Source organism: Roseateles sp. P1_C6 (assembly GCF_056406315.1).
Window position 1 is genome coordinate 583,172 of the sequence record NZ_JBFUAK010000003.1, and the last position, 16,486, is coordinate 599,657.

Here is a 16,486-nt window from a genome sequence, read left to right on the forward strand (position 1 = left end):
CCATGAGCCCGCTCCCCGTTCCTCGCCCGACCACGCCGCGGGCCTTCAGCTGTGCCTGCGGGCGGCCGGTGTTCTTCCGCAACAGCGAATGCCTGGCCTGCCATCGACCGCTGGGTTATGCCGCCGAGCGCGGCATGCTGCTGCCGCTGGAGGCGGCCGGCGAGGGCGGCTGGCGTCGCGTCGGCGCGGCCCGCTCGGCACCGCGCTATGCCCGCTGCGCCAACCTGGACACGGTGACCGGCTGCAACTGGCTGCTGGCGGCGGCCGAGGTGAGAGCCGGCTTCACGCTGTGCCGCTGCTGCCGGCTGACGCGCACGCTGCCCGACCTGTCGCATGCCGAGGGCGGCCTGTGGTGGAACCGCATCGAACTGGCGAAACGCCGCCTGGTCTCGTCGCTGATCGGACTGAAGCTGCCGGTGCGCTCCAAGCTGGAGGATGCCGAGCTGGGTCTGGCCTTCGACCTGCTGCTGAGCCCGCCAGAGGGGCCGGCGGTCATCACCGGCCATGCCGACGGCGTCATCACGCTGGATGCCTCGGAGGCCGACGATGCGCGCCGCGAGCAGCGCCGTGGCAGCCTCGGCGAGCCCTACCGCACGCTGCTCGGTCATTTGCGCCACGAGACCGGTCACTATTACTGGCAGCGCCTGGTCGAGCCGTCACCGGCTTGGCTGGAGCGCTGCCGCGCCCTGTTCGGCGACGAGCGCCAGGACTACGGCGCCGCGCTGGAGCGCCACTACAACGCCGGCCCGCCGCCCGACTGGGGCCGCCACTTCGTCAGCGCCTACGCCAGCGCCCACCCGTGGGAGGACTGGGCCGAGACCTGGGCGCACTACCTGCATCTGGTCGACACGCTGGACACGGCGCGCAGCTTCGGGCTGGACGGCGAGCGCGTCGAGCTGAGCTATGAACGTTTCGGTGCCGAGCTGCTGGCCGACACGGCGGGCGACGCCGAGGCCGGGCGCTTCCTGCCGCTGATCAACAGCTGGATGGAGCTGACGGGCGTGCTCAACGAGTTGTCGCGCAGCATGGGCGTGGCGGACTTCTATCCCTTCGTGCTGTCGGTGCCGGCCGTGCGCAAGCTGTACCTGGTGCATTGCGTCATCCGCGACGCCGGCGCGCCTGCCGTGCGCCGCGCGGCGCCGGCTGCGGGACTCAGCGCCAGCGCGGCGTGAGCATCGCGGCCGCGGCCGGCATGGACAGCAGCTCGCGCAGCAGCTGAGGCTGCGGCGTGGCGGGGGCGCCGATCAGCGCGTCCAGCCGTGCCAGCACCTGCTCGACATGCAGCGGCTTGGTCCAGAGTTCCAGGAAGCCGCTGCCGGCGATGTCGAAGGTGACGTCCGCCGTCACGGCGATGGCCGCGGGCGTGCGGCAACCGGGCAGCGCGCGCAGTCGCCCCAGCAGCTGGCTGCCATGGCAGTCGGGCAGGCCCAGGTCCAGCAGCAGCAAGGCCGGCTGCAGGCCCTCGGCCATTTGCAGCGCCTCCTGCCCGCTGGCAGCGATCACCAGCTCAAGTTGGGGCCGGCGTTCAAAGATCGCGGCCATCAGCAGCGCATTGATCGGGTGATCCTCGACATAGAGAACCGGTCGGCGGACAACGGGTGACATCACGGCTCCAGTCCAGATAGATGGAGGGTTAAGGCAATCGCCGTGCCCGCGGCCTGGGCACCGCACTTGCCCGTGGCGGCTGTTCCTCCACTTGAGCAAGAGGCCCGCATGTCCAACCCAGAACACACCAGCTTCGGCGTCTTCAAGCCCGTCGGCCACGTGGTCATCTCGTTGCCGACGGCCGACGCGGCCGACCGCGCCGCGGCAGACCTGGCCGACCTGGGCCTGAAGGACGGCGCCGTGCGCCGCTACACCGACCGCGAGATGCTCAGGCAGATCGACGCGGACATTGCCAACGCCAGCCCCATCGCGGCCGTGGGCCAGGAGATGAACCTGGTGCTGGCGCACCGCACGCTGGCCGAGCGCGGTTACCACTGGCTGGTGGTGGCGGTCGGCAACGACGCGCAGGCCGCGCAGGTGGCCCGCGCGGCCCAGGCCCGGGGCGCCGAGCGCGCCCAGCATTACGGCCACTTCATCATCGAAGAGCTGATCGACCGCCCCGGCGACGTGCCGCAGGTGGCCGAGTCGCCCGACCGCGGCCTGGACGCGCAGACGCCGTCCGGCAAGGAAAGCGAGGCCGCCGGGCTGAAGAAGGTGGTGGGCTGAGCCATGCGCGGTGACGACGAGACGCTGAAGACGCAGCGGCGCATCCAGCAGCGCCAGGACCAGGCCGACGCGCAGCAGGCTTCCAACGGGGATGACGACGGGGACGACGGCGTCGCCGTGCAGGCAGGGGCCCGGCCCCAGCCGGTGGAACTGCCCGCCCAGCACCTGGAAAAACCTGGCCGCGAGGCCGACCTGGCGCTGGCGCCGCGCTTCATGGCGCCCAACTACCGCGGCAGCGCCAAGCTGCAGGACTTCGTTGCTCTGATCACCGGCGCCGACTCCGGCATCGGCCGTGCGGTGGCGGTGCTGTTCGCGCGCGAGGGCGCCGACGTGGCCGTGGCCTTCCACTCGTCCACCGAGGATGCCGAGGAGACCTGCCGCTGCGTCGAGGCCGAAGGCCGCCAGTGCCTGCTGCTGCAGGGCGACGTGAAGAGCCGCGCCTGGTGCGACAGCGCCGTGGCCCAGGTCATCGCGCGCTTCGGCAGGCTGGACGTGCTGGTCAACAACGCCGCCTTCCAGGAGCATGCGGCGTCGCTGGAAGACCTGGACGACGAGCGCCTGCACGAGACGCTGGACACCAACATCGGCGGCTACCTGCGCATGGCGCGCGCCGCGCTGCCGCACCTGAAGCCGGGCGCGTCCATCATCAACACCGGCTCGGTGACGGGCCTGCGCGGCAGCGCCCATTTGCTGGACTACTCGGCCACCAAGGGCGCCATCCACGCGCTGACCAAATCGCTGGCCAGCAACCTGATCCAGCGCGGCATCCGCGTCAACGCGGTGGCGCCGGGGCCGGTTTGGACGCCGCTGAACCCGGCCGACGCGCCGGCCGACAAGGTCGCCGAGTTCGGCCAGAACACCGACATGAAGCGCGCGGCGCAGCCCGAGGAGTTGTCGCCCGCCTATGTCTTCCTGGCGTCGCCGGTGTGCGCGGGCTACATCACCGGCATCGTGCTGCCGGTGACCGGCAGCGTTGGCGCGATCTGAGCAAGGCCTGCGGCAAGGTTTGCCGCCTCGGCCCCCGCGCGGTCATGGCACCCCGCTTGCCATGCAGGGCAGGTCAGTCGCTTTTCCCTTTTGTTTTGTTGTTCAAGGACCATCATGACCACCACCACTGCCAACTCGCCTTTCCCCACCTCGTCCGCGTCGCCCGCCACACCGGCGCCCGCCGCGGCCGTCATCACTGATGTCGCGAACAAGGCCGACTCCGCCGTCGAGAAGGGCGCTGCCGTTGGCCACGACGTGCTGAACCGCGTCGTGCAGGGGGCCCACCAGACCATCGACCGCCTGGCGGGCAGCGCCGGCCCGGCCGTGCAGCGCGTGCAGGACGGCGTGACCGCCGCGAGCGAGGCGATCAGCCAGCGCGCCCAGGACGCCCGCGAGCTGGGTGACGAGTGGGCCGAAAGCCTGCGCAGCACCGTGCGCGACAACCCGCTGACCGCCGTCATCACGGCCCTGGCCGTCGGCGTGCTGGTGGCCCGTCTGGCGCGCTGAGACCGCCTTGGCCGACGCCCACGCGACCGACCCGCCCGGCCCCGGCGCAAGCCCGGGGCCGGCACCGCTGCTGCATCAACTCAAGGACCTCTGGCGCGAATTGCCGGGCCTCGTCAGCGACCGCGTCGAGCTGCTGTCGCTGGAGTTGCAGCGCGCCACGCAGTCCCTCATCGAGATCGCCGCGCTGCTGGTGGCCGTGGCCGTGCTGGGCGTGACGGTCTGGCTGCTGCTGTGGGCCGCGCTGATCGGCATCATGGTGGGCCTGGGGCTTCAGCTGCCCTGGGCGCTGGTGCTGGCCATCGCGATCAACGGCATCGTCATCGTGCTGGCGCTGCAGCGCGTGCGCGGGCTGCTGCCCAAGCTGCGGCTGTCGGCCACGCGCCGTCATCTGATGGCGGCGCCGCCCACTTCTTCTCCCGAGGACCCATCCGATGACCCCACCGTCGCAGGCCAGCCTGTCGCTCATTGACGCCGACGCGCCGGGCGACCTCGACGCGCGCATCCTGCTCGTCGAGCAGCGCCTGATCGCGCGCGAGGCGCAGCTGCGTCACCGCGTGACGGGCCTCAGTGCGCAGATCGGCGACAAGCTGCAGCCCAAGCGGCTGCTGCCGCCCGCGGTGGGCGTGCTCGTCGGCGTGATGGCGCTGCTGTCGCTGCGCCGCCGCCCTGCTGCACCGCCCGCTGGTGCGGCGCCGCTCGCGGCCGGTGCCGCCGCGTTCAGCAAGCTGCCGCTGGTGCACCTGCTCGCGCTGGCCTGGCCCATGGTGCCCGACCGCTGGCGCGCCCGCGTCAGCCCCGCGGCCGCCACCAGCTTCGTGACGCTGGGCCTGCCGCTGCTGGAGCACCTGCTGGCCGGCCGCCGGCCCGCGGTGCCGCTGGCAACGGCGGCCGAGGTGGACCTGGCGCGCCTGGCTGGGCGCTGGTTCATGGTCGGCGAGCTGCCGGCGCCGCTGGAAACCGAGACGCTGCAACCGCCCGAGCTGGGCCTGCTGCCGCGCGCTGAAGGCGACTACGAGCTGCTGCAGCGCCGCATCGACCGCCGCGGCACGCACGGCCGCCAGGCGTTCGTGCAGGCTGTGCCGGGCAGCCAGGGCGCGCGGCTGCGCGTGAGCCATTGGCCGGCCGTGCTGCACAGCCTGCCCTGGGCCTGGAGTGAGCTGGCCGTGCTGCATGTGGACGCCGGCTATGACGAGGCGCTGATCGGCAGCCCGTCGCGCGACCTGCTGTGGCTGTGGTCGCGCCGGCCGCAGCTGGCCGCCGATCGCCAGCAGGCGCTGGTGCAGATCGCCCGCGACCGCGGCTTCGCGGTGGAGCGGCTGCGCTTCAGCGGCGGCTCGTGAACGGGCTGCTGCCCGACATCGCCCAGCTGCTGCACTTCGAGATGTCGCCGCTGGAGCTGGTGCTGCGCGGCAGCGTCATGTACTGGTTCCTGTTCCTGCTGTTCCGCTTCGTGCTGCGGCGAGACACCGGCTCCATCGCCATCGCCGACATCCTGCTGCTGGTGCTGATCGCCGATGCGTCGCAGAACGCGATGGCCGGCGGCTACACGACGGTGGCCGAGGGCTGCGTCCTGGTGGCCACGCTGGTCGGCTGGAACTGGCTGCTGGACTGGGCCAGCTACCGCTCCCACCGCGTGCGCCGCTTCGTCGAGCCGCCGCCGGTGGTGCTGGTGCGCCGCGGCCACCTGATCGGTCGCAACCTGCGCCACGAGATGGTGACCGTGCCCGAGCTGATGGCCAGCCTGCGTGCCCACGGCATCGACAAGCTGGCCGACGTGAAGATCGCGCGCATGGAGCCCGATGGCGGCATCAGCGTCATCCGCGAGGCGAGCGGCGCCGACGACGACGGCCCGCGCCGCACGCCGCTGGGCTGATGCCGGGCGGCAGGGCACATGCCTTGCCGCAGCAGCGGGGCGGGGACGTCCCGCGCAATGCATTCCGGAGGTACCCCATGGCACGCAGCAGCCTGCTCGGCATCCAGCCCGCACCGACCGAGGCCGCCGGCCGTGGCGCCGACCGCCTCGGGCCGGGCGACAGTTCCGACAGCGGCAGCGACATGGCCGGCCTGGAAGGTGGCGACAACGCCGACCCTGGCCTGCCCGTCGATGTTGCCCTGCGCGACGACCAGCAGGCACCGCTGCCACTGGGCGAGACGCTGGCCGCGGCGGACGACGGTGACGCCGGCGTGCGCGACGGCGCCGACATCGGCGTGGACCGCGTCTTCACGCCGGGCCAGAACGAGGCCGACCCGGATGACGAAGATCCCGACGTCGCGCTGAGCCGGGTCGATGGCGCGGCGCGGGACGACGAGGATGAGGATGACGAAGAGGCCGTCGACGAGAACGGCCGGCCGCGGGCCCGCAAGGCCAGGCGGGCGCGGGGTGCGGCTGCGGCAGCGCCGGACGATGCCGAGGCGCTGCCGGGCGAGGTCGACCCGGCAGAGCGGCGCCCCGGGCGCGACTAGGTCAGCCGCGCGCCGGGGCCGCCGTGCCGACGTCAGTCGGCCGCGGCGCGCGCCTGGTTGCGCAGCGAGCGGATCTGCGCGTGGTTGCGCTTCACGCCTTCGTACTGGCGCTCCACGACGGCGCGCACGTCGGGCGGCAGCGCGTCTTCCAGCGCGTTGCGGTAGGCTGCCAGCGCGCTGTCCTCGCCGCGCTCGGTTTCTTCCAGGATGGCCTTGTCGGTGTAGCCGGCCAGCGTGCCCTTCACGGCCACCCAGCCGCGATGCATGGCACCGACCGCCGTGCCGCTGTCTTCGGCCTTGCCGCCGAAGCGCGCGACCAGCGCCTGCAGTTCAGCCGCCGCCTGGCGGCATTCCTCGGCACGGGTCACGAAGCTCTGCTTGAGTTCAGGGTCGCGCAGGTATTCGGCCGAGGCGCGAAAGCCGTACTCACCGTCCTTCGATGTTTCGATTAGGTCGTTCAAGCTGTCGATGATGTCGTCGTTGCTCATGGGAAGTCCTTTCGCGGGGGGCGGAGAAGGCGCTGTGCGGCACGCGGCCGTGTCAGCGCGGAGACCTCTCCCGGCAGGCGGCGTGCCCGCGGCCGCAGGACGGTGGCAGCTAGGGGTTGTGATTGGCCAGCGGCGGCGCCGGCGCGTTGCCCGCGGCGCGGGCGCCGGCGATGGCGCGCTGCAGCGTGGCCAGCATTTCGGCCGGTGCGCAGGGCTTGCGCAGCAACGTGAACTCACCTTCGGCCACCGCCGCGGTGTTGAAGCCGCTGATCAGCACGACGGGGAGTTCCGGGCGCCGCACGCGCAGCTCGCGCGCCAGCGCCACGCCATCGCGCCCGCCCGGCATCACGACGTCGGTCAGCACGATGTCAGTGGGGATGCCGGCATCCAGCAGGCGCAGCGCCGCGTCCACCTGGCCGGCGCGCACGACCTTGGCGCCGTGGGCCATCAGCAGGGCCGCGGTGACGTCGCCCAGCGCCTCGTCGTCCTCCACCAGCAGCACGCTGGTGCCGGCGATGCTCTGCGGCGCCGCGTCGGGCAGGTGCACCGCTGCCGGGTGTTCGGCATTGCGCGCCACCGGCAGCAGCAGCGTGACCGTCGTGCCCACGCCGGGCGTGCTGGCCAGCCGCGCGCCGCCGCCGGCCTGCGTCGCGAAGCCGTGCACCTGGCTGAGCCCCAGGCCGCTGCCCTGGCCCACGCCCTTGGTCGTGAAGAAGGGCTCGAATGCATGCTCCACCAGCGCCGGGTCCAGGCCGACGCCATCGTCGCTGACCGTCAGCACCACGTAGTCGCCAGGGGCCAGGCTGTCCAGGCCTTCCTTGTCGTCCGGGCCGGCGTTGCTGGCGCGCAGCCGCAGCTGGCCGCCGGAGGGCATGGCGTCGTGGGCGTTCAGCGCCAGGTTGACCAGGGCCAGGTCCAGTTCGCTGGCGTCCACGCGCACCGGCCATGTGTTGGGCGCCACGTTGACCTGGATCTCGACGCGGCGGCCCAGCACGCTGCGCATCAGCTCCTGCACCTCGGGCAGGTAGCGCGCCAGCGCCAGCGTCTGCACACGCACATCGCGCCGGCCCGAGAAACGCAACAGGTGCTGCGTCAGCTGGCTGCCCTTGTCGACCGAGCGCTGCGTGGCGCCCAGGGGTGCCTGCAGCTCGCCGGCGGCCGGGTGGCGCATCATCAGGTGCATGCTGTTGCTGATGACGCCCAGCAGGTTGTTGAACTCGTGCGCGACGCCGCCCGTCAGCCGGCCCAGCGCCTCGACGCGCTGGCTCTGCGCGGCGCGCTGCTCCACCAGCCGCGTGCGCGCCACCGCCTGCGCGACGCTGTCCTCCAGCTCGTTGCGGGCGCTGGCCATCGCGCGGCCGGCTGTGGTCAGTGCGGCCGCCACGTCGTCGCATTCCGCCATGCCGGTGGGCGGCAGGCTGACCGGGCGGCCGGCCTGCAGGTCCAGCGCCGCCGACTTCAGCGCGCCGATCGGCCGCTCGATGCGGCGCGACACCCAGATCGCGCCAGCCACCGCCAGCGCCAGCAGCACCAGCGTGCCGATGCCGATGCGCAGCACCGCCTGGGGCAGCCAGCCGGCGGCGGCTTCGCGCGGCATCGCGCTGATGTAGCTCCAGCCCAGCGCCGAGGTGCTGAAGTAGCCGGCCGTGGGTTGGCCGTCGAGCGAGACCGATTCGAATGCGCCTTCCGAGGCTCGCGCCATCTGGCGGCGCAGGTCGTCCCGGGCCGGGCGGCCGACATGCTCGGCGCCGCGCGGCAGGCGGGCGACGACGCGGCCGCCGTTGTCCATGACCGTGCCTATCCACCCCGGGGCCGGCGCCTGCGCCTGCACGACGCGCTGCAGCTCGGCGGGCAGCACCGTGACGACCAGGTTGTAGATCAGCTGGCCATCGCGCTGCACCGGTTCCACCCACGCGGCGTGCAGCGGCGGCGCCGGGCCGTCGGCCGCCTGGCCGGCGTCAGGCGTCAGCGGCAGCATCTGCGCCACGGCGCTCAGCGTCGCGGGGCCTGCGGTCTCGGTGCTGCTGCCTTCGGGCGGCCGCGTGCTCAGCAGCACCCGGCCCGGCGCGCGCAACTCCACCCAGCCGTCCAGCCCCTGCATCGCACGCCGCGCCAGGCGCTCGAAGGCGATGCGGTGCTCCTCGTCCAGCGGCACGCTGCCGTCCAGCGACGTCGACTGCGACAGCACGTGGGCGATGGTGGCGCGGCGCGCCAGCTCGCCGTTGATCACCATGGACAGCGCGCGCGAGGTGTCGCGCAGCGTGCGCTGATGGGCGTCCTGCTCGGCCTGGTAGGTGCTGGCGATCAGCCAGGCGACGCCCAGCATGCCGGGCAGCAGCACCGACAACACGAGCAGGAGCAGACGCGAACGGATGGTGACCGGCATGGCGGTTCGGGGCGCGGGTTCAATCGCTGTGACGCTGGGGCTTTGGAACGACAGGCCCGACCATAACGCGACAGCGGTGGGCCGACGGAGGCGGCACCGCGCTTGCGCGCTTCTTCTCGCGCGCTTTGGGCAATCGGCGTGCCTGCCCGGCTAGGTGTAGCGGCTGCGAGGCGGCTTGAGCGGCCGGCGCAGCAGCGAGCGCAGCGACGGCGGCTCCTGGCGATCCCCCTCCAGGAAGCGCCGCAGCAGCCTCAGCCCGCGCCGGCGCCGGCACAGGCTGCGCAGCGCGATCAGCAGCGGCACGGCGATCAGCGCGCCGACGATGCCCCACAGCCAGCCCCAGAACAGCACCGACAGGAACACCGACACGGGGCTCAGCGACAGGCGCCGGCCGACGATCAGCGGGCTGATGATGTTGCTCTCGACGACGTGGATGGCGGCGAACGCGGCCATGGGGCCGAACACGGCCGAGCCACTGTCGAAGGCGCTGATGCCGGCCAGCAGCAGCAGGCCCATCAGCGTCATCGGGCCCAGGTAGGGCACGAAGCACAGCACGGCGATGATGGCGCCCCACAGCGTCGGGTTGGGCAGCCCCTGGGACCACAGCACCAGCCCCATGATCAGCCCCACCACGCTGTTGATGACGCTCACGGCCACCAAGTAGCTGCCGATCTCGCGCTGCGCCGCGCGCACGCCGCCCAGCAGCAGCGCGCGGGAGCGCTGGCGCGGCATGGCCTCGACCAGGCGCGACAGCAGCCAGTGTTCCGATGCGAGCAGGAAGTACAGCAGGATCAGCGTCGCGCTGGCGGCGACCAGGAAGGACAAGCCGCGCGTCAGCACCAGGCCGGTGAAGGCCACGCCCTCGGTGGCCAGCCGCTCCTTCAGCGGGTCCGGCGCCGCCACGACCGGCGCACGGCCCGGTCGCGCCGCCGGCGGGCGCAGGCCCGGGATGGCATCGCGCACGCGCTCCAGCTGCTCCAGCAGCTGCGCCACCGTCGTCGGCGCGGCCTCCCACCAGCTGGCCGCGGGGCGTGCCAGGCTCATGGCCAGCGGCACGGTGCTCATCATCAGCGCGCTGACCAGCAGCAGCGCCGCGAGCACGGCCGGCACGCCGCGCGCGCGCGCAGCCAGCGCACGGCGGGCGCCAGCGCAAAGGTCAGCAGCACGGCGATGAACAGCGGCGCCAGCAGCGGGCGCGCCTCGCGCACCGCGAACAGCAGGGCGATGAAGAAGAGGCCGCGCAGCGCCCAGCCGCTGCGCGGCAGGGCCGACGCGGCGGCGCCTGCCATGGCTTCGGCCCGCGCGAGCTGGCGCGGTACGGGGTTGGTGCTCATGGCGACGCCGCCGGGCCGGTCACGCGCGCCGCCCGCCTCAGCTGGCCGGCTTCACGATGATGTTGTTGCGCACTTCCTTCACGTCGGGCACGCCGCGCGCGAGCTGGCCGGCGCGGTCCTTCTCGTTCTGCGACGTGGCGAAGCCCGCCAGCTGCACGGTGCCCTTGAGCGCCTCCACCTGGATGCGCATGGCGCTGACCTGCGAGTCCTCGGCGAAACGCGCCTTCACCCGGGTGGCGATGGTGGCGTCATCGACGTACTCGCCCACGGTGCTCTGGCCGCTGGTGACTGCGCAGCCGCCGGTGGCCAGGGCGGCCAGGGCGACCATCGATGCAATGAGGATCTTCTTCATGGGTTCTCCTTGTGCGAGGAAATGTTGCTCGCAGCCGCCCAGGGCAAGCGCTGTGCCCGGCCGCCGCCGAGGCCGCCCGGCGGCCGCCGCGCGTGACCGGCCAGCCGGCAGGCTTTACCGCAATTGCCGACGGCGGACGGGGCGATCGGTAAATCCTGCAACGCGGGTGGTCGTGTGGCCCCGCCGGTCGTCGCCGTGGCGCACTGTCATGCCTTGGAAAACGCCGACCTTGTTTCAGGATGCGACAAGGGCGCCGGGGCGGCATGGACGTTGCGTTGCTCTGCCATGAGTCGCGCCGTCGCGGCGCCGCCTGACCGCAGAGAGGAACTGACGTGGCCCTTGAACTTCGGACCGAGCATCGGCAAAGCCAGACCCTGTCGCCCCGCCTGCAGCACGCCGTGCGCCTGCTGCAGATGTCGTCGCTGGATTTCGCGGCGATGCTGCGCGACACGCTGGGCAAGAATCCCTTCCTTGAAGCGGAAGACGGCGATGGCGGTGACGGCGGCGTGGAGGCCGGCCAGCCGCTGGGCGCGCCGGACGACGGCCCGGCCGCGCCGGTCGGCCTGGTGGAGAGCGCCGCCGAAGAGATGCGCAGCGACGCCGCCGAAGCCGAGTTGGTGGGCGCCGCGCCGCCGGACGACGCCGACAACGACCGCGACCTGTGGGCCGCCGACGGCGGCACGGGCCAGCGGCACGGCGAGGATGGCGAGCTCAGCGCGCTGGACATGATGGCCGTCGAGACCTCGCTGACGGCTCATCTGCATGGACAGCTGAATGTGCTGCCGCTGTCCGAGCGCGACCTGGCGCTGGCGCGCACGGTCGTCGAGTCGCTGGACGACGACGGCTACCTGCGCACGCCGCTGCAGGAGCTGCTGGCCGTGGCGCCGCTGTCGCCCACGGCGGACCTGCAGGAGATGCAGATCGCGCTGAAGATGGTGCAGTCGCTGGACCCGGCCGGCGTGGGCGCGCGCGACGTCGGCGAGTGCCTGCTGCTGCAGCTGCCCGCCATCACCTGCCCCGACACGCGCGCGCTGGCACAGGTCATCATCAGCGGCCATCTGCCGGCGCTGGCGTCCCGTGACGTCATCTCACTGGCGCGCCAGCTCGGCGAGCCGCCGGCCCGCGTGGAGGCCGTCTGCGACCGTATCCGCCGGCTGGACCCGCGCCCGGGCTGGCGCTTCGGCTCGTCGCAGGTGGCCTATGTCGTGCCCGACGTCATCGTCAAGAAGGTGCGTGGCGAGTGGACGGTGCAGCTCAACCCGGCCATCGTGCCCCGGCTGCGGCTCAACCAGGTCTACGCCAAGCTGTTCCAGCGCCACCGCTCGCCGGCCAACTCCGAGATGGGGGCGCATCTGCAGGAGGCGCGCTGGACACTGCGCAATGTGGAGCAGCGCTTCTCGACCATCCTGGACGTGGCCGAGGCCATCGTGAAGCGCCAGCACAACTTCCTGGACTACGGCGCGATGGCGATGAAGCCACTGGGCCTGCGCGAGATCGCCGACGAGGTGGGCGTGCACGAGAGCACGGTCTCGCGTGTGACCAACAACAAGTACATGGCGACGCCGGTGGGCGTGCTGGAGCTGAAGTACTTCTTCAGCCGCGCCATGGTCAGCGCCAACGGCAGCGCCTGCTCGGGCACGGCCATCCGCGGCCTGATCAAGGACATCATCGAGGCCGAGAGCCACGACGCCCCGCTGTCCGACGCCGAGATCACGCGCCAGCTGGCCCAGCAAGGCTTGGTGGTGGCGCGGCGCACGGTCACCAAGTACCGCCAGATGCTGAAGATCGAGGCGGTGGACCGGCGCCGCCGGCACGACTGCTGAGGCGGGAGCCCTGTCAGCGGGGCACGACGCGCCACACGGTGTTGCCGACGTCGTCGGCCACCAGCAGCGCGCCGCGTGAGTCGATCGCCACGCCCACCGGGCGGCCGCGCGCCTCGCCGTCGGGGCCCAGGAAGCCCGTCAGCACGTCCTGCGGCTGGCCTTGCGGCGCGCCGTCGACGAACGGGATGTAGACCACCTTGTAGCCCGAATGCGGGCGGCGGTTCCAGGAGCCGTGCAGGCCGACAAAGACGCCGCCTCCCTTGGTGGTGCCCGGCAACAGGCCGGCGCCCGCCGCCGTGAGGCCCAGCGGCGCCACGTGCGCGCCCAGCGCATAGTCCGGCGCGATGGCGCTGGCGACGAGGTCGGGCCGCTGCGGCGTCACGCGGCTGTCCACGTGCGCGCCGTACCAGCTGTAGGGCCAGCCGTAGAAGCCACCGTCGCGCACGGCGGTCAGGTAGTCGGGCACCAGGTCGCTGCCCAGTTCGTCGCGCTCGTTGACCACCGTCCACAGCCGCGCCGCGCCGCCGCCCGGCGCAGGCAGCCAGGCCATGCCGTTGGGGTTGCGCAGCCCGGTCGCGAACAGCCGCTTCTGGCCGGTGGCACGGTCGATCTCCCAGATGGCCGCGCGGCCTGCCTCGGCGTCGATGCCGTTCTCGGCCACATTGCTGTTGGAGCCGACCGTCGCGTAGAGCTTGCTGCCGTCGGGGCTGGCGATGAGGCTCTTGGTCCAGTGGTGATTGATGGTGCCGGCCGGCAGATCGGTCAGCTTGCGGCCGGGGCCGACCAGCGTGGTCTGGCCGGGCGCATAGGCGAACTCCAGCACGGCGTCGGTGTTGGCGACGTAGAAGCGGTCGCCCACCAGCGCCATGCCGAAGGGCGAGTTCAGCCCTTGCAGGAAGATCTCGCGCCGCTCGACGCGGCCATCGCCGTCGGCGTCGCGCAGCAGCGTGATGCGGTTGGCGCTGGGCGCCTTGGCACCGGCGCGCGCCATCACCTTGCCGGCCACCCAGGCCTTGATGCCCTTGCCGTCGTCCGGGCGCGGCGGCCCGTTGGACTCTGCCACCAGCACGTCGCCATTGGGCAGCACGGCCAGCCAGCGCGGATGGTCCAGCTCGCTGGCATACGGCTGCACCTGCAGGCCCGCCGCCGGCGTGGGCATCTGCCCGTCGCGCCAGGGCTTGGCGGGCGCGATGTGCATGGTGGGCAGGGCGGTGTTGACTGGCTCCGCCAGCGTCGGGCGCGGGCCCATGTCGGCGCCGGGCGGCAGCCGGGCGCTCTCACCGCAGCCGCACAGCAGCGCCACGGTAGCCAGGATGGGGCCAAGCGAACGAAGTAGGTTCATGCGGAATCGCAGGCAAAGCGGGTGCCCAGCCCCGCCGCGCCGCTGCCCGGAGTCAAGGCTGCGAGATGCCTCGCACGGCCTGGTCAATGTGGCCCGACTGCCGCACGGCCAGGTCGCCCAGCGAGACGATGCCCACGAGCCCGCGGTCGCCGTCGACGACGGGCAGGCGCCGCACCTGGCGCGCGCCCATCAGCCGCTTGGCGTCCTCGGCATCTTGCTCGGGCCCGCAGCATTCGACGTCGGGGCTCATGATGTCGGACACGCACGCGGTGTCGGGATCGAGCCCGTCGGCGATGCCGCGCACGATGATGTCGCGGTCGGTCAGCATGCCCAGCAGTCGCTCGCCTTCGCAAACGGGCAGGGCGCCGACGTCCAGCTCCCGCATGCGTTGCGCGGCCCGGCGCAGGCTCTCCTGGGGCTGGATGGTCTGCACGTCCGCGGACATGATTTCGGCGATCTTCGACATGGTGTTCTCCTGTGGGTGGTGCGTGCTGGTGGCAAGACCGGTGCCGGGCGTCGCTGAGGCTGCACAAGCGGGCCATCAGGTGCCCCGATTGCCGGTCGCACAGCTTCCAGGCTTGATGCCGCCGTGCTGGCGCCCCCGCAATGATGCATGCCCTTGCCCTTCTCAGCGCCGATCACCGCGCCCTCGGTCGGCTGTTTGCCCACTATGAGGCGTTGGTCGGCGACGCTGCCGACGCCGAGGCGCGCGGGCGCCTGGTGGGACAGATCTGCCAGGTGCTGACGGCGCACGCGACGGTCGAGGAAGAGATCCTCTACCCGGCGGCGCGACGGGCATTGCAGGACGATGAATTGATCGACGCAGCGCTGGGCGAGCATGACGGCATGCGCGCGCTCGTCGAGGCCATCGAGGCGTTGGACGCGGGCCACGAACGTTTCGACGCCCTCGTCATCATGCTGGCGAGGGCCGTGCGGGCGCATGTACGGCAGGAAGAGGGTGAACTCTTCGCGCGGTTGGAGAGCGCCGGCCTGGACCTGCATCTGCTCGGCGAGCGCATCGTCGGCCGGCGGGATGAGGTGCTGCTGTTGCTGTCGGACGGGCCTGGCTGACATGACTGCCCGCCAGGCCCGGCCGGGCCTGCCTCAATGGAAGAAGAGGTAGACGATCAACAGCACGATGCCCGGGACGCCGAGCAGCCAAGCCAGCAGGTACTTGCCCATGGTGTTCTCCTGAAGTGGGTGCCCCAAGAATCGCCGACCCGCCAGCGGGCGCACAGCAGACGACGACCGACGCGTTCGTAGGAGGAGCGGCTGCCTGTCAAAGGCCGCCGTCACAACGTAGGACGGTGCCCACGGCCTAACGGGGCGATTGCTGGTGAGTGCGCCGCGGCGCCACAAGTAGTCTGCAGGCAGCCCGTTAGGCATCTCAGTCACAAGGGCCAACTGCAAAGGAGCAAGTGATGAACAGTGACCAAATCAAGGGAAGCGTGAAGGACGTGGCCGGCAAAGCGCAGCGCAAGCTGGGCGAGGCCATCGGCAGCACCGACCAGCAGGTCAAGGGCGCCGCGACGCAGGTTGAAGGCAAGGTCCAGAAGGCCGTCGGCGATGCGAAGGAAGTCATCAAGGACAGCACCACGCGCAAGATCTGACCTCGGCTCAGCCGCAGTCAGCAGGCCGCCGGTCCCGCAAGGCCCGGCGGCCTTGTCGCGCCCAGGTAGGACGAGGATGACGCGATGGCGGGGTGCGTGATGACAACTCGGTGTCCATCGCTGGTGGACGATGCCTGCATTCCATCCCGTCAGGAGACATGCACATGCAAGCCCTCGCCAACACTTCCGTCCTGCGCCGCACCGGTACGGCCGCACTGATCGCCGCCCTCGCCCTCGCCGCCGGCTGCTCGTCCATGAGCGAACGCGAGCAGGGCACCGCCAAGGGGGCCGGTGCCGGCGCCGTGGCCGGCGCGATCATCGGCTCGGTCACCGGTGGCAGCGCCGGGCGTGGTGCCGTCATCGGCGGCGCGGTGGGCGCCGTGGCCGGCAACCTGTGGTCCAAGCACATGGAAGACAAGCGCGAGGCCCTGGCCCGCGCCAGCCAGGGCACCGGCGTGGAGGTCGCCCGCACGGAGGACAACCGCCTCAAGCTCAACGTGCCCAGCGACGTGTCCTTCGACACCGGCCGCGCCGACATCCGACCGCAGATGCGCCCGGTGCTCGACGAGATCAGCCGCAACCTCGATCCCAGCGTGCGCGTGACCGTGGTCGGCCATACCGACAGCACGGGCAGCGACGCCATCAACGACCCGTTGTCACGCGACCGGGCGCTCGCCGTGCGCGACTACCTGAACGCGCGCGGCGTGTCCGCGTCGCGGGTCAGCGTGGCCGGCCGCGGCTCGCATGAGCCGGTGGCCAGCAACGACACCGAGTCGGGTCGCGCGGCCAACCGCCGCGTCGAGATCTTCCTGTCCGAGCAGGGCTGAAGCCGCCCAACCCTGGGCCTTCGAGGCCCAGAAACAGCAAAGCCCAACCGGTGAGGTTGGGCTTTGTGCTTGTTGACTGGTGCCGGCAAGAGGAGTCGAACCCCCGACCTTCGCATTACGAATGCGCTGCTCTACCAACTGAGCTATGCCGGCCCT

20 protein-coding genes and 1 tRNA gene are annotated in these 16,486 nt (G+C 71.9%); 12 read left to right on the forward strand and 9 right to left on the reverse strand.

What is annotated here, in order from left to right; translation table 11 throughout:
• Positions 1-2 precede the first annotated feature (2 nt).
• A complete protein-coding gene (locus tag AC1D29_RS08370) occupies positions 3-1,172 on the forward strand; it encodes a zinc-binding metallopeptidase family protein (protein ID WP_477896069.1) in 1,170 nt (389 codons plus the stop codon).
• Here the strand turns inward: AC1D29_RS08370 and AC1D29_RS08375 are convergent.
• Entirely contained in the window at positions 1,153-1,605 is a 453-nt protein-coding gene (locus tag AC1D29_RS08375; RefSeq protein WP_477896071.1) for a response regulator, read from the reverse strand. The two genes, AC1D29_RS08370 and AC1D29_RS08375, sit on opposite strands and share 20 nt — an antisense overlap.
• A 108-nt stretch (positions 1,606-1,713) precedes the next feature.
• Between AC1D29_RS08375 and AC1D29_RS08380 the strand changes: the two genes are divergently transcribed.
• The 7 genes from AC1D29_RS08380 to AC1D29_RS08410 all read left to right on the forward strand — a co-directional run bounded on the left by AC1D29_RS08380 (position 1,714) and on the right by AC1D29_RS08410 (position 6,168).
• Positions 1,714-2,211: a hypothetical protein gene (locus AC1D29_RS08380; RefSeq protein WP_477896072.1), complete on the forward strand. Its 498-nt coding sequence runs from the start codon at positions 1,714-1,716 to the stop codon at positions 2,209-2,211.
• Between the two features lie 3 nt (positions 2,212-2,214).
• Complete coding sequence (locus AC1D29_RS08385; RefSeq protein ID WP_477896074.1) at positions 2,215-3,198, forward strand: SDR family oxidoreductase; 984 nt, start codon at positions 2,215-2,217, stop codon at positions 3,196-3,198.
• A 114-nt stretch (positions 3,199-3,312) separates the two neighbouring features.
• On the forward strand, positions 3,313-3,705 hold the full coding sequence (locus AC1D29_RS08390; protein ID WP_477896076.1) for a DUF883 family protein: 393 nt from the start codon (positions 3,313-3,315) through the stop codon (positions 3,703-3,705).
• A 7-nt stretch (positions 3,706-3,712) separates the two neighbouring features.
• Positions 3,713-4,174, forward strand: coding sequence for a phage holin family protein (locus AC1D29_RS08395; RefSeq protein WP_477896078.1), 462 nt, complete (start codon positions 3,713-3,715; stop codon positions 4,172-4,174).
• On the forward strand, positions 4,137-5,045 hold the full coding sequence (locus AC1D29_RS08400; RefSeq protein ID WP_477896080.1) for a lipocalin family protein: 909 nt from the start codon (positions 4,137-4,139) through the stop codon (positions 5,043-5,045). The genes AC1D29_RS08395 and AC1D29_RS08400 overlap by 38 nt, the downstream gene beginning before the upstream one ends.
• The gene (locus AC1D29_RS08405; protein WP_477896082.1) at positions 5,042-5,578 is read left to right on the forward strand and encodes a DUF421 domain-containing protein; all 537 of its coding nucleotides are present in this window, start codon (positions 5,042-5,044) and stop codon (positions 5,576-5,578) included. The genes AC1D29_RS08400 and AC1D29_RS08405 overlap by 4 nt, the downstream gene beginning before the upstream one ends.
• Before the next feature lie 77 nt (positions 5,579-5,655).
• A complete protein-coding gene (locus AC1D29_RS08410) occupies positions 5,656-6,168 on the forward strand; it encodes a hypothetical protein (RefSeq protein ID WP_477896084.1) in 513 nt (170 codons plus the stop codon).
• Between the two features lie 32 nt (positions 6,169-6,200).
• On the opposite strand, the gene AC1D29_RS08415 is transcribed toward AC1D29_RS08410, so the two are convergent.
• The 5 genes from AC1D29_RS08415 to AC1D29_RS08435 all read right to left on the reverse strand — a co-directional run bounded on the left by AC1D29_RS08415 (position 6,201) and on the right by AC1D29_RS08435 (position 10,728).
• Positions 6,201-6,656, reverse strand: coding sequence for a PA2169 family four-helix-bundle protein (locus tag AC1D29_RS08415; RefSeq protein ID WP_477896086.1), 456 nt, complete (start codon positions 6,654-6,656; stop codon positions 6,201-6,203).
• Positions 6,657-6,765: 109 nt separating this feature from the next.
• Positions 6,766-9,042 (reverse strand): ATP-binding protein, encoded by a 2,277-nt coding sequence (locus tag AC1D29_RS08420; RefSeq protein WP_477896088.1) that lies wholly within the window; start codon positions 9,040-9,042, stop codon positions 6,766-6,768.
• Positions 9,043-9,192: 150 nt separating this feature from the next.
• Complete coding sequence (locus AC1D29_RS08425; protein WP_477896090.1) at positions 9,193-10,152, reverse strand: AI-2E family transporter; 960 nt, start codon at positions 10,150-10,152, stop codon at positions 9,193-9,195.
• Positions 10,110-10,376 carry a hypothetical protein gene (locus AC1D29_RS08430; protein WP_477896092.1) on the reverse strand — a complete coding sequence of 89 codons (267 nt, stop codon included), beginning with the start codon at positions 10,374-10,376 and terminating at the stop codon, positions 10,110-10,112. Before AC1D29_RS08430 ends, AC1D29_RS08425 begins: the two co-directional genes overlap by 43 nt.
• 37 nt (positions 10,377-10,413) lie before the next feature.
• Positions 10,414-10,728: a BON domain-containing protein gene (locus AC1D29_RS08435; RefSeq protein ID WP_477896094.1), complete on the reverse strand. Its 315-nt coding sequence runs from the start codon at positions 10,726-10,728 to the stop codon at positions 10,414-10,416.
• 332 nt (positions 10,729-11,060) lie between these two features.
• On the opposite strand from AC1D29_RS08435, the gene rpoN reads away from it, so the two are divergent.
• The gene (rpoN, locus tag AC1D29_RS08440; RefSeq protein ID WP_477896096.1) at positions 11,061-12,551 is read left to right on the forward strand and encodes an RNA polymerase factor sigma-54; all 1,491 of its coding nucleotides are present in this window, start codon (positions 11,061-11,063) and stop codon (positions 12,549-12,551) included.
• A 13-nt stretch (positions 12,552-12,564) separates the two neighbouring features.
• Here rpoN and AC1D29_RS08445 read toward each other — a convergent pair whose 3' ends face one another.
• Entirely contained in the window at positions 12,565-13,893 is a 1,329-nt protein-coding gene (locus AC1D29_RS08445; RefSeq protein WP_477896098.1) for a PQQ-dependent sugar dehydrogenase, read from the reverse strand.
• Positions 13,894-13,945: 52 nt separating this feature from the next.
• Entirely contained in the window at positions 13,946-14,359 is a 414-nt protein-coding gene (locus AC1D29_RS08450; RefSeq protein ID WP_477896100.1) for a CBS domain-containing protein, read from the reverse strand.
• A 143-nt stretch (positions 14,360-14,502) separates the two neighbouring features.
• Between AC1D29_RS08450 and AC1D29_RS08455 the strand changes: the two genes are divergently transcribed.
• The 3 genes from AC1D29_RS08455 (at position 14,503) to AC1D29_RS08465 (ending at position 16,330) form a co-directional block, all read left to right on the forward strand.
• Positions 14,503-14,964: a hemerythrin domain-containing protein gene (locus AC1D29_RS08455; protein WP_477896102.1), complete on the forward strand. Its 462-nt coding sequence runs from the start codon at positions 14,503-14,505 to the stop codon at positions 14,962-14,964.
• A 350-nt stretch (positions 14,965-15,314) separates the two neighbouring features.
• Positions 15,315-15,503, forward strand: a complete 189-nt coding sequence (locus AC1D29_RS08460; RefSeq protein WP_477896104.1) for a CsbD family protein — start codon at positions 15,315-15,317, stop codon at positions 15,501-15,503.
• A 191-nt stretch (positions 15,504-15,694) separates the two neighbouring features.
• Entirely contained in the window at positions 15,695-16,330 is a 636-nt protein-coding gene (locus AC1D29_RS08465; protein ID WP_477896223.1) for a YiaD family glycine zipper/OmpA-like lipoprotein, read from the forward strand.
• Between the two features lie 77 nt (positions 16,331-16,407).
• Here AC1D29_RS08465 and AC1D29_RS08470 read toward each other — a convergent pair.
• A tRNA-Thr gene (locus AC1D29_RS08470) sits at positions 16,408-16,483 on the reverse strand.
• Between the last annotated feature and the right edge of the window lie 3 nt (positions 16,484-16,486).

Bases quoted from the DNA above. Each gene is read 5' to 3' on its own strand.
- AC1D29_RS08435 (WP_477896094.1), bottom strand. From the start codon at position 10,728: ATGAAGAAGATCCTCATTGCATCGATGGTCGCCCTGGCCGCCCTGGCC.
- AC1D29_RS08410 (WP_477896084.1), top strand. From the start codon at position 5,656: ATGGCACGCAGCAGCCTGCTCGGCATCCAGCCCGCACCGACCGAGGCC.
- AC1D29_RS08385 (WP_477896074.1), top strand. From the start codon at position 2,215: ATGCGCGGTGACGACGAGACGCTGAAGACGCAGCGGCGCATCCAGCAG.
- AC1D29_RS08415 (WP_477896086.1), bottom strand. From the start codon at position 6,656: ATGAGCAACGACGACATCATCGACAGCTTGAACGACCTAATCGAAACA.
- AC1D29_RS08460 (WP_477896104.1), top strand. From the start codon at position 15,315: ATGAACAGTGACCAAATCAAGGGAAGCGTGAAGGACGTGGCCGGCAAA.
- AC1D29_RS08420 (WP_477896088.1), bottom strand. From the start codon at position 9,042: ATGCCGGTCACCATCCGTTCGCGTCTGCTCCTGCTCGTGTTGTCGGTG.
- AC1D29_RS08370 (WP_477896069.1), top strand. From the start codon at position 3: ATGAGCCCGCTCCCCGTTCCTCGCCCGACCACGCCGCGGGCCTTCAGC.
- AC1D29_RS08430 (WP_477896092.1), bottom strand. From the start codon at position 10,376: ATGAGCACCAACCCCGTACCGCGCCAGCTCGCGCGGGCCGAAGCCATG.
- AC1D29_RS08400 (WP_477896080.1), top strand. From the start codon at position 4,137: ATGACCCCACCGTCGCAGGCCAGCCTGTCGCTCATTGACGCCGACGCG.
- AC1D29_RS08455 (WP_477896102.1), top strand. From the start codon at position 14,503: ATGCATGCCCTTGCCCTTCTCAGCGCCGATCACCGCGCCCTCGGTCGG.
- AC1D29_RS08390 (WP_477896076.1), top strand. From the start codon at position 3,313: ATGACCACCACCACTGCCAACTCGCCTTTCCCCACCTCGTCCGCGTCG.
- AC1D29_RS08375 (WP_477896071.1), bottom strand. From the start codon at position 1,605: ATGTCACCCGTTGTCCGCCGACCGGTTCTCTATGTCGAGGATCACCCG.
- AC1D29_RS08445 (WP_477896098.1), bottom strand. From the start codon at position 13,893: ATGAACCTACTTCGTTCGCTTGGCCCCATCCTGGCTACCGTGGCGCTG.
- AC1D29_RS08450 (WP_477896100.1), bottom strand. From the start codon at position 14,359: ATGTCGAAGATCGCCGAAATCATGTCCGCGGACGTGCAGACCATCCAG.
- AC1D29_RS08380 (WP_477896072.1), top strand. From the start codon at position 1,714: ATGTCCAACCCAGAACACACCAGCTTCGGCGTCTTCAAGCCCGTCGGC.